Annotated in this window: 10 protein-coding genes; 4 read left to right on the forward strand and 6 right to left on the reverse strand. The window is 55.3% G+C overall.

Annotation, left to right across the window (positions count from 1 at the left end):
- Positions 1 to 1053 (forward strand): polysaccharide biosynthesis/export family protein (locus tag ACXJ5O_RS09785; protein WP_457299720.1); only part of this gene is annotated, 1053 nt, incomplete at its 5' end.
- Positions 1054 to 1133: 80 nt separating this feature from the next.
- Here the strand turns inward: ACXJ5O_RS09785 and ACXJ5O_RS09790 are convergent.
- Positions 1134 to 2135, reverse strand: a complete 1002-nt coding sequence (locus tag ACXJ5O_RS09790; RefSeq protein ID WP_457299721.1) for a GDP-L-fucose synthase family protein — start codon at positions 2133 to 2135, stop codon at positions 1134 to 1136.
- A 384-nt stretch (positions 2136 to 2519) separates the two neighbouring features.
- Here ACXJ5O_RS09790 and ACXJ5O_RS09795 point away from each other — a divergent pair, with 384 nt between their 5' ends.
- The 3 genes from ACXJ5O_RS09795 to ACXJ5O_RS09805 are packed head-to-tail and all read left to right on the forward strand — an operon-like array spanning position 2520 to position 6228.
- Positions 2520 to 3779, forward strand: coding sequence for a glycosyltransferase family 4 protein (locus ACXJ5O_RS09795; protein ID WP_457299722.1), 1260 nt, complete (start codon positions 2520 to 2522; stop codon positions 3777 to 3779).
- Positions 3776 to 5023, forward strand: a complete 1248-nt coding sequence (locus ACXJ5O_RS09800) for a glycosyltransferase family 4 protein (RefSeq protein WP_457299723.1) — start codon at positions 3776 to 3778, stop codon at positions 5021 to 5023. Before ACXJ5O_RS09795 ends, ACXJ5O_RS09800 begins: the two co-directional genes overlap by 4 nt.
- Complete coding sequence (locus ACXJ5O_RS09805) at positions 5020 to 6228, forward strand: glycosyltransferase (RefSeq protein WP_457299724.1); 1209 nt, start codon at positions 5020 to 5022, stop codon at positions 6226 to 6228. The genes ACXJ5O_RS09800 and ACXJ5O_RS09805 overlap by 4 nt, the downstream gene beginning before the upstream one ends.
- On the opposite strand, the gene ACXJ5O_RS09810 is transcribed toward ACXJ5O_RS09805, so the two are convergent.
- Genes ACXJ5O_RS09810 through ACXJ5O_RS09830 form a run of 5 tightly spaced genes read right to left on the reverse strand, consistent with a single transcriptional unit; the run spans position 6222 to position 10824 of the window.
- Complete coding sequence (locus ACXJ5O_RS09810) at positions 6222 to 6815, reverse strand: putative colanic acid biosynthesis acetyltransferase (RefSeq protein ID WP_457299725.1); 594 nt, start codon at positions 6813 to 6815, stop codon at positions 6222 to 6224. The two genes, ACXJ5O_RS09805 and ACXJ5O_RS09810, sit on opposite strands and share 7 nt — an antisense overlap.
- Positions 6816 to 6828: 13 nt before the next feature.
- Positions 6829 to 8121: a hypothetical protein gene (locus tag ACXJ5O_RS09815; protein ID WP_457299726.1), complete on the reverse strand. Its 1293-nt coding sequence runs from the start codon at positions 8119 to 8121 to the stop codon at positions 6829 to 6831.
- Positions 8118 to 8792, reverse strand: coding sequence for a YdcF family protein (locus ACXJ5O_RS09820; RefSeq protein WP_271892723.1), 675 nt, complete (start codon positions 8790 to 8792; stop codon positions 8118 to 8120). The genes ACXJ5O_RS09815 and ACXJ5O_RS09820 overlap by 4 nt, the downstream gene beginning before the upstream one ends.
- Positions 8789 to 9622, reverse strand: a complete 834-nt coding sequence (locus ACXJ5O_RS09825) for a glycosyltransferase family 2 protein (RefSeq protein WP_457299727.1) — start codon at positions 9620 to 9622, stop codon at positions 8789 to 8791. Before ACXJ5O_RS09825 ends, ACXJ5O_RS09820 begins: the two co-directional genes overlap by 4 nt.
- Positions 9623 to 9648: 26 nt before the next feature.
- On the reverse strand, positions 9649 to 10824 hold the full coding sequence (locus ACXJ5O_RS09830; protein ID WP_457299728.1) for an MraY family glycosyltransferase: 1176 nt from the start codon (positions 10822 to 10824) through the stop codon (positions 9649 to 9651).
- Positions 10825 to 11070 lie beyond the last annotated feature (246 nt).

Raw genomic sequence — 11070 nt, forward strand, 5'->3', positions numbered from 1 at the left:
GGATATCCCATTCTTGGCAATATCCCCGTTGCAAATCAAACCATTGCGGAAATCAGCAGCACCATCAGCCAGAAGCTGCTTCAACACATCCCGGGGCTCTCAGTCTCCGTGGCAATGAAGGAATATGCGCCGGTGTTTGTCATTGGCGATGTCCAGAAGCCGGGTAAATATGAATTTCGCCCCGGTATGATTGCGCTCGAACTGTTCGCACTGAGCGGTGGCTTGAAAGAGGCGTCGGACAAGATGGACACAGCAGGGACCCAGCTGGTCACTGCGCGTCAGGACTATTCGGACACGTCTCTGCAAGTGTTCGCCCAAGACGTGAGGCGTGCGCGCCTCCAGGCGGAGCTCGACGAAAAGCCGTTTGAATACGTTCTGGACAAGGAAACCATTACGGATGATTTGCCGGCCCGGCAGCAGGTGGTCGACTCCGAGCGTCGGGTTTTCGATTTGCGTTTGGCAGCCTTGCACAGCGAAGAAAAAGCTCTTCAGGACCAGAAACAGAATTATCGCGAAGAGATCGATACGCTAGAAAAAAGTACCAAGCTTCGTAACGAGGAAATTTCTCTTCTGGAACAGAATGTAGGATCTTCCGAGAAGCTTGTATCGCAGGGGCTCACGGCACAGTCGACATTGAGGGACAGCCAAAGGCAACTTTCCGCCATGCGCCGCGATGCCCTTGAATTCGGTTCATTTCTCGCACGCGCGCGGCAAAATGAAAACGCTATCGGGCAGCGCCTGCTAGCTCTGAACGAGCAGCGGGCAAACGACGCCGCCAATCAATTGCGTGACATTGAGCTGGATCTCATTCGCCTGAGAAAGCGACTGGCCTTCATCGTCCAGACGATGGCTGAGATTGGTGCGACGGCGCAGCGCGCAACAACGCGCGACCAGTCTGTGAGGCTGACTTTCTCCGTCGCGCGGATTGTAAACGGTGAGTATCAGGAATCGGAGTTGACTGAACACGATCCGATCAAGGCGGGCGATATCCTACGAGCCCAATTGGCAGTTCCGAAGGATGTCGCAGCAAACAGCATCAATCCGCCCGGTTAGGCCAATCCAGGAGCGATCCTTGTAAATAAGAAAGCAGCCAGGTCATGACCTGGCTGCTTTCTTAATCCTTGGCGTTAAGTCTAACGTGCGGCCGAAGCAATCGGCGCGATATTGGTTGATGTGAGCATCGACTGTTGCCAACGCATATAGAGATCGGTCAGTCCGGTCTCGAGATCGATGCTCGGCTTCCAGCCCATATCCTGCAAACGTGTAGGATCGACCAGCTTTCGCGGTGTACCGTCCGGCTTCGATGTATCGAACACGATGGACCCGTCATAGCCAACAATCTTCGCAATCAAGATCGCGGCATCATGAATCGAGATTTCGTGTCCCGACCCGATATTGATAAATTCAGGCCCAGTATACTGCTTCATGATGAATACGCAGGCGTCGGCCAGATCATCGACATGCAGGAATTCGCGCCGCGGTGTCCCCGTACCCCACACTACAACTGTCGGACTTCCCGAGATTTTGGCCTCATACATTTTGCGTATAAGCGCCGGAAGAACGTGGGAATTCTGCGGATCGAAATTGTCGTTGGGGCCATAGAGACTTGTCGGCATCGCGGTCAGGAAATTCTGTCCATATTGCCGCGCATAGGCTTCGGCAAGCTTGAGTCCGGCGATCTTTGCTACCGCGTAAGCTTCGTTAGTTGGCTCTAGCGCGCCGGTGAGCAAGGAACTCTCCCGGATCGGCTGTTCGGCATATTTCGGGAAAATACAGCTCGACCCCAGCCACAGTAATTTTTGAACGCCAAGCTTATGTGCGGCATGCATGATGTTCATGCCGATCATCGCGTTGTCGTAGAGAAAATCAGCTGGGTATGTCGAATTTGCAATGATTCCGCCAACTCTCGCCGCAGCGATGAAGATGGCATCAGGTCGCGCGCTAGCCATCCATTCTTCCGTTTCAAGCTGCCGCGTCAGGTCGAGATCATCATGGGTAACTTCAAGCAATTCGCAACCTTCGGACTGGAGGCGCCGTGTCAGCGCGGAGCCCACAAGACCGGTGTGCCCTGCTACCCATACTCGTTTACCCCGGAGATCGAAGTGGTGATTTTCCGACTCAACCATGGAGATCATTCCGCCCTTCTTCGTGGATGATGGTTCGCTTTTCGAAGACAGCTCATCGAATGTGGGCCGTGACCATGGTCCATTGCACACTCTTGAAATGCAGTCGGAGGAAGCGAGTTAATGGATTCCAGTATATATGGCGTACAGCGCGATACACTTCGGCAATAGGGATAAGATCAGCTCCCAACCTTAGGGAATACAAGGCATATCGGGCGGACTAGGGCCTCTAAAAGGGGTGGTAATCGACCGCAACCTCTCCGGAAGGAGTAGGCGGGATGACCAGTCGCTGAGCGCCGTAGTGCCTTTGTTGAACTTGTTCGCCAACTGCGAACTGCGACAATCAGGACCAAGAATCTGTGTCTGACAGACGGCCCGGGCTTGAGGCATCCACAAATGAAAATTGTATTTGCAAACCGCTATTTCTCACCTGATCAATCAGCAACGAGCCGCATGGTGTCGGGCCTGGCGTTCGCATTGGCGCGTCGCGGCTTTGAAGTCGCGGCAATCGCTAGTCGCACACCGCACGATCAACCTGACGTGACACTGCCAGCGGAAGAAGTGGTGTCGGGGGTCAAGGTAAGCCGGCTATGGGCTACACGGTTCGGACGGAGCAATGTTCTCGGGCGGGCTATCGATTATCTAACCTTCCACGTCTCTGCATTCCTCTGGTGTTTGTGGAATCTCAGAAGCGGCGACGTCTGTGTCGTCTGTACCGATCCACCCTTGCTCTCCGTCACCACTTCTTTGCCCATTCGTTGGCGTCGGGCGCGAATGGTCAATTGGATCATGGACCTTTTCCCTGAAGTCGCCATGGAACTTGGCATGCTGTCGAACAAGAGCTTGTCAGGGACGGTCAGCCGATCGATGCGCAACTGGTCGATGCGCAAATCGGCCATGATCGTTTGTCCGACCGCAACGATGGCAGCCTATCTCACCGAACGCGGTTTCCCCGAGAAACAGGTTTTTGTCATGCACCACTGGTCCGATGGCGATGAGATCTATCCCGTGGAACCGGCATCCAACAGCCTGCGGGCGAGCTGGGGTTTGCAGGAGAAGTTCGTTGTTGGCTATTCGGGCAACTTTGGTCGCGCCCACGACTTCTCGACACTGTTGGAAGCGGCGGTGCTTTTGAGTGGGCATGACGATATTCAGTTTCTAATGATTGGTGGCGGCCAGCAGAGGGCCCACGTCGAAGAGGTTGTGCGGAATCGTAGTTTGAAGAATGTAGTTTTCAAACCGCTTCAGCCGGCCGAACATATTGCTGAAAGCCTGAGCGCGGCCGATGCTCATATCGTGTCGCTTTTGCCTCGGCTCGAACATTGCATCGTTCCGAGCAAGTTTTATGGAATCCTGGCGGCTGGCCGGCCAACTCTCTTCGTCGGCGATCCAAACGGCGAGGTAGCGCGCGTGGTGGCCGCTGAAGACTGCGGCGCGGCTGTGGAAATCGGCGAGGGAAGAAGACTCGCGGATGTCATCCTCGAGATGAGAAACTCCCCCGAACGTCGTTTGCAGAACGGTCAAAACGCAAGACGTGTCCTGGAGACTCTGTTTTCACGGGAGAGCGCCGTAGCTGCATGGTCGGACGTCATGCTCAGGTTCGATAAGCCGACGGGGCTTCCATCAAAATCTTCTGTTTATGAGCCCGCAGAATGAGCGGTACTGTTGTCGTTAGCCAGCTGGGTGCTCGCATGCATTACGCCGTGCCCCGCATCTTTGCATCCGAAAATCAGCTCGCACATTTTTACACCGACATTTGCGCAACCAAAAGCTGGCCGCGCCTTGTCAACGGTCTTCCAAAGAACCTCCTTCCCTCTTCGGTTAAACGCCTCGTTGGACGCGTCCCAAAAGGTGTAACACCGGAATTGATCTCGACCTTTCCTGGTTTCGGTCTCCGCTCGGCGGTCCGCAGGCTTCGCCTTGCGAACGTGGTCGAAGAAACGGAACACGCCGTATGGGCCGGCTCCGAATTTTCGCGTTTGGTGGTTTCAAGCGGCTTTCATGGCGCAGCGGGCCTTTACGCTTTTGCCGGCGATGCGCTGGAGCAAATGGTTGCGGCAAAACAGCAAGGCATGTGGACTGTAGTCGAACAGATGATTGCCCCGCGTGAAGTTGTTGAAGAGCTGGTTGGGAGCGAGCAGCAAAGTTTTCCTGATTGGGCCGGACCACATACTGACAATGCACATGCCAAGATTTTTGCAGAGCGCGAGAAAGCCGAGTGGGAGCTGGCGGACATTATCCTATGTCCTTCGGAATTCGTCCGACGCAACGTCATTGCACGCGGCGGAAAAGCTGAACGATGTGTGGTCGTTCCGTATGGCATAGATCCGCAATACCCGCCTCAGGACATTATTCGAATTGGCGGGCCTTTGCGCGTGTTGACCGTGGGACAAGTAGGTCTTCGAAAGGGTTCACCTTATGTTGCAGAGGCAGCGCGTTTGCTCGGCCCATCGGCGATCTTTCGCATGGCAGGTCCGAGCAGCCTTCCCGAGCGTGTTACGGCTCATCTTTCGAAGCATGTCGAACTCCGGGGAATCGTCCCGCGTGCAGAGATGGCTGCAGAGTATGAGTGGGCCGATGTCTTCCTTCTTCCCTCCATTTGCGAAGGCTCGGCAACTGCTGTTTATGAAGCACTAGCCGCCGGGCTCCCCGTCGTCTGCACCGAAAACGCCGGCAGCGTGGTCCGCGACGGGATCGATGGCTTCATTGTTCCTATTCGCGACGGCACGGCGATAGCAAAAGCGATCACTACGTTGGCAGACAATGTCGGGATGCGCGCGGCAATGTCGGAAAGCGCTGTGGCGCGCGCCGCGGACTTCACTGTTGAACGTTACGGCAAACGTTTGCTTTCCGCACTATCGGGTCTTACTGAGCAGCGCGCGCCCGTGTGTGTCGCATGAAAATAGTCCATGTCATATCTTCGATCGATCCTGCCCAAGGAGGCCCGCAGAGTGGCTGTGTGCGATTGGCAGCTGCCCAGTCTGCACTGGGCCACGACGTTCACATTATTAGCTATGGCGGCACGGAAGTTGAAAAGCGAGCATTCAAATCTGCTCAAGACGTTCCATTCGTTGCGCTTGTTCATTGGCACTTGCTGGATGATCCGGACCGGGTGGAACAGATATTGTGCGTCGAAGGTTCCCGCCAGTTGCGCCAGGTGTTGAAGGGCGCGTCGTTCGTCCACATTCATGGCGTGTGGGAGCCTATTCTCAGAAGTGCTGCAAATACGGCAAGATCGAGCCGCATCCCGTACTGCGTCCAGCCACACGGTATGCTCGATGCCTGGAGCATGAAGCAAAAACAATTGAAGAAGCGGATCGCGTTGCTTCTTGGGTATCGCAAGATGCTTGATCAGGCTAAATTTTTGGTGACGCTCAACAACGACGAATCCCGGCTGCTTGAGCCACTTCGCCTTAAAGCACCGACTCTCACGATACCGAACGGCATATTCTTGGAAGAGTTCGCTGATCTCCCAGCGGCAGGTTTCTTTCACCAGCGGCTTTCTCTTGCCCGTGAAAAGCGTGTCATTCTCTTCCTGTCCAGACTCCATACCAAGAAGGGCTTGGACATTCTTGCGGACGCTTTCAAGCTGGTCGCCGGGTCTCACCCAGACGTCGATCTTGTTGTCGCTGGCCCGGATGGCGGAGCCCGGGAAGGTTTCGTAACCCAGATCGATCGACTGCATATCGCGGATCGGGTTCATTTGATCGGCCCCATATATGGTGGAGACAAATTGCGCGCTTTGGTCGATGCCAGCTGCTTTTGTCTTCCGAGCCGCCAAGAAGGTTTCAGCGTCGCTATTACCGAGGCTCTGGCTTGCGGTCTGCCAGTAGTAATCAGCGATGCGTGTCACTTTCCAGAAGTTGGAACGGCAAATGCTGGCTTGGTGGTTCCACTTGATCCGGCCGACGTTGCTTCCGCGCTCGCAAGTGTCTTGGACAATCCGGCAATGGCATCGACCATGGGGCAGAATGGTCARCGGCTTGTGCGCGAGAATTACACATGGCCGCGCATCGCCGAATTGACGATCCAGGGATATGCTCCCAATCACAATCCAAAGACTCTATCTAGCACAGGTAGACTTGTGGCTGCTACGGATCACTGAGCTGCAGCATCCCCGTTGCGCCCTTTGACAGCTTTTGCCGGATTTCCAACGTAAATCGTCCATGGATCGAGCTTGCTGAAGGCAACTCCCCTGGCGCCGAGCACCGCTCCCTCGCCAACGATGACCCCGGGTCCCACAAACGCTTCGGCTGCGATCCAGGCATTGGATCCCATTGAAATGGGCCTGCTCTTCAACGGAAATCCTGGATCATTGACGTCATGGGTGCCCGTGCACAGATGGGAACGCTGTGACACGATAGCGAAGTCCTCAAGCGTGATTTCCGCGACGTTGTAACAGATAACACCCGGTCCCATGGAAGCGTGCCGCCCCATGGTAAGGTTTCCGGGCCACCATATCTTCACGCTGCTCCGCACGATTGCGGTCGAATGAATGCGCGCGCCGAACCGCCGGAGGAGCCAGCCTCTCCAGGGATATAAAAACGATGGCGTCCAGGCTGCAAGCAATATCCAGCAGATCGTCCAGAATAGTCTCATCAGCCGGAAGCGAAATGCAAACGTGGCACCGCCCAAGCGCGGCAGGGGCTGCGCCGTGCTGTCGAATGTTGGATCGCTGTAGCGTGATCGCATGATATGACTTTCCTTATCGGGCTGTTGCCACGCCAAAGTTAGCAGGAAGCGACATTCCGCTCGAATAGTACGGATGGAGATCTGGCGAACGACTCCGGCACCACACCAATGTCGGCAGCAAGAATATCAGCATGTGAACCCAGACAGTCAGAACCCAGTCCGTCTGGTGTGATATGGCATGAATGGYGGGTACAATCGAAAATATGTATACGAGTTGCGCCGACATCTCTCCGCTCTTCGCCGAGGCCCACAAGCGGCTCATCAGATAGGCGAGGAGAAGAAACTTTAGGGCGCCAAAATACCAGAAGGACTGAAACGCATCGGCCATACCCGTCTCAGTCGTACCTGTCAGCGGATCGTAATCGCGTGCCGCGACGGGCATTGTCATCATGAGTGACTCTTTGAACTTCGCTCCGACGAGCTGTGCTGGTACATAATTGAAGACCAGCCTGTTCCAGTGGAACTTGCCATAGTCGAAGTCCATCGTCTCTTCTGTATGATGAAGGCGCCAAATGGCATTCCGCATTTCCGGACCACCATTTTTCAGCAAATCATCGAAATTGGCGGCCACGTTGATTTGAGCGATGTCCTGCCACACGGGCGCCGAATTGGCCCTCGTAATCGTGCGATAATCACCCATGCTATTCAGCAGGACCKTACCGATAAGAACGCCCGCCAGCATGATGGTTCGCGGTATGACCCAGCCCTTATAATACCAGAATGCCAGCGCAAAAATGATGATTAGCTCGACTGCTTCCGCGCGCTTTCCGGTGACGACAATCCGGTCGAAATAAAACATCAGATCGACGCTAATGATAAATGCAGCGGTCCACGAATAGCGGCGGGCAAAACACAGAACGGCGATGGCCATGCCATAGCTCATAAAGCGTGCGAAAAAGAGCCACGCGACCGGCGCGCCGCTGATCTGCACGCCAACCATCATCTCACCCGGCAACCGGCTGAGCTTGTAGTAAAAGTACGCGCCTGTGAGAGAAAGGAAAAAAGCCGCGATTAACAAGCGTTTTTCATCGAAATCCCAGCGAAAAAAGGCAAAGGGCCTGGCGTTTGAAGACCACCCCAACCAGCACATCGAAAGACAAACGATCGTGAAAGCGATCGTCTTCGCATACCCGCCTTCCGGCAGAAAACGATCATCCGCCAGTGCCGGAATCTGCGGCAGAATGAAAGCGAAAGTGATCACGCCCACCAGAAAAGGAAACTGATAGATGCGTTCGTGCTTCAGCATGCCCCACAGGAGCAGCATGAGCACCGTTCCCAGCATTAACCATGTCAGAAGCCAGTTCATGTTCTCGCCTCCCGCGACGGAAATGGCGCCGGAATGCGGGTGGATTCCAGGCCGAGAAAATGGCGAATGGCGTACCAGACCGTCTTTGGATACTCTTTCACGATCTGAATTCCATCGGGACCAAATGCGACCTTCTCGAGTGGCTGGCGTGGTTCCACTGGAACCGACATCCAGCGGATATCTTCGGACGCAGCTTCAAAACTCGCTATGGCTCGGCGCGAGTGATACCAGCTCGTCACGAGAACGGCGCTGCGGACATTCATTTGCTTGAGGATCGGTGATGTGAAAAGCGCATTCTCCCAAGTCGTTCCCGATTGGCACTCGACGGCAATGGCGCTTCTGTCGACCCCTTGGTCGATCATTGCCTCCCGTATCCAGTAACAGTCGCCGTCGCCGCTGACCAAGACCCTTGGCGCGACACCGGTCTGCCACAAGCCTGCGGCTCTGGTGGCCCGTGAGGGACCATCTCCCCCAAGAACGACGATCACGTCTGCTTTGCCGATTGGATCGCGAATCGTCAGCAGCGGGTCGGCCAGGAAAAGCGCCAAGGGGGCGGCGGATATCGCCAGCACCGCGGCGAGACCAAGGCCGGCGAAGAACCACTTGCGCGATCGCTTGCGGGCGCGCCGTTGCCGAATGTTCAATCCAGGGTGGGTTTGGGCACGTGTCATACGGAAAGGCCGAGTTCTCGCCGCTGCAATTCTCTCATCTTGATAACGATCATGTATTCATATGATGCGATGAGCCGGCAGTAATGATAACCCTGCCAGCCGTCGAGGAAACCGCCGCGGAGAAAATACATATAGGCGAATCTGGMAGCGGGACGAAATGGCAGGCGATACGAGAACTCCTTGAGCGCCCGCCGTCTGGCTTCTGGTGTGGCACTGAAGAAAGAGGTCCATGGAATTTTCTTGCTGCGCAGGATCTGCAAGGACTCGCGCGCCTCGAAACCCGAATAGCGGTTATGCTTGTCGAACCAGGCCGTCATTCCCTTATTGAAACTGTAGTGAACGAAATGCGACTGCAGGCGGCCGGTYGGACCATCGCCAACGGGACGCGAATGACATTCGCGCTCATACTGGATACGTTCCGGTCGGGCGAGGCGCGTAATCCACGTGGGATAAAGGCTGCTATGCTTGATCCAGCGACCCATGAACATGTTCTTGTAGCGAGCGCTGAACATTGCTTCGGGCCTGTCCGGATCGTCAGCGATCGCCAGCATTTCGTCGCGCAGGTCCTCGGGAGTGATCTCGTCAGCGTCGGGCATATAGACCCATTTGTGCTTGAATTCGATTTCCTTCAGTCCATACATGCGCTGTTTTGTTTCGGTCTCATACTTGTGTTGATAGACGCGCGCGCCGGCGGCCTTGGCAATCTCGAGGGTTTTGTCGGTACTATAGGAATCCAGCACGACGATATCGTCGCACCATGTCAGCGAAGCCAAACATGCCGGCAAGCTCTCTTCTTCATTCAAGGTCATGATCAGGACGGATATTGACAAGGGATTACTCCACACTTTTGGCTAGCTTAAACGGCATCTGAAAACATGCCGGCGTTATTGTTGGCACTAGGCGGCTGAGGCGTATGGGACATGCCTATTTCGGCGCGAATCGGGGCAGGCGGCATCGGGTTCAACTGGGCGACAGCGGCAGAACGGGACTGTTCCACCCACTCTGTGCCCGTCTCGCTCGAGAGAAACACGAAGGCGGAATGCGCTGCGAGTGGTATCAGCAGGGCAACCGTCATCAGATAGTTCGAAGCTTCGATAATGATGCCGAAAGATCCTATCCCACCGCACAATGCCGAAGCTCCAAGAATGATATTGGTCGTCGTCCGTGGCGAAATCGACCTGTCGAGCAAGAGATGATGGAGGTGCGAGCGATCAGCCGCCAACGGGCTGCGGCCCGCATAAAGCCGCCGGACAATCAGGCTGAGCGTATCGATCACGGGAATTGCGACGATCCAAAGGAGTACGGAAAACGCGATGTGTGTATGGGTTGACAAGCGAATTATCAGATAGGCGATGGCAGCGCCGAGCGTTGTGCTACCCGCATCTCCCAGAAATATCTTGGCACGCGCGATCCAGGGGCTGCGCATGTTGAATGCAAGGAAACCGCTGACGGCAGCCAACAGCACGACGATCGGCAGCACCAGTTCGCCCGCGCCTTTCCATCCGGCGACCACAGCGAGCCAGAAAAGAGCCACGGCCGCACTCCCGCCCGCCAAACCATCTATGCCATCGATCATGTTCCAGGAGTTGATCAGGCCAACTACGAACAAAATAGCCACGACCGTAAGGAGCGGGAAAGATATGCTAAGCAGGGCAGGCGGAAGTGCGATGCCGGTCACAATGGTCGATCCTGACAGAGGATTGACCAGTATAATTGCTGCAACAAATTGCGCGGCGAGGCGCTTCGTTGCCGAGAGTTCATTGCGATCGTCGATCACGCCCACAATAATCGTGATGAGGAGGCCGACCCAGAAGTTCAGGGCGAGCAGCGGCTCGTTTCCCTGAACGAGCATGACCATTGTGAAGGCAGCGAATATCGCGATACCGCCGCACAGGGGCACGACGCCATCATGCAGTTTTCTCCTGTCAGGATAATCGACAAGAGAGCAGGCGTGCGACACCTTCTTCAAAACAACGATCAGCAAGGCACTGACTGCCATAGCTGCGAGACAATTGGTGATCCAAACAAACAAGACACACCTCCAGCTGATTGTGCATCCCTCGTGCAAGATGTTTTCACCTCGTCACGGCCGTACGGAATGCTTTTCATGGAGAATACCGCTGCCATTCACGCGGCACCATTTAGGAGAAGTGAGAAGCAGTTCCTCCTGAAGGATGAGCCCCGCTGTGTCCCTTTGGACTAATAGAATCGCGCGTATAAAGGGCTATTCTGGGTAAATTGGGTACTGTCAGGCTGCTATCGTTACTCCGTGTCACGG

This window comes from Phyllobacterium sp. P5_D12, assembly GCF_054049495.1.

What these genes read in the sequence shown, in the direction of transcription:
- ACXJ5O_RS09790 (WP_457299721.1), bottom strand. Translation starts at nt 2,135, where the DNA reads ATGATCTCCATGGTTGAGTCGGAAAATCACCACTTCGATCTCCGGGGT.
- ACXJ5O_RS09795 (WP_457299722.1), top strand. Translation starts at nt 2,520, where the DNA reads ATGAAAATTGTATTTGCAAACCGCTATTTCTCACCTGATCAATCAGCA.
- ACXJ5O_RS09800 (WP_457299723.1), top strand. Translation starts at nt 3,776, where the DNA reads ATGAGCGGTACTGTTGTCGTTAGCCAGCTGGGTGCTCGCATGCATTAC.
- ACXJ5O_RS09810 (WP_457299725.1), bottom strand. Translation starts at nt 6,815, where the DNA reads ATGCGATCACGCTACAGCGATCCAACATTCGACAGCACGGCGCAGCCC.
- ACXJ5O_RS09820 (WP_271892723.1), bottom strand. Translation starts at nt 8,792, where the DNA reads ATGACACGTGCCCAAACCCACCCTGGATTGAACATTCGGCAACGGCGC.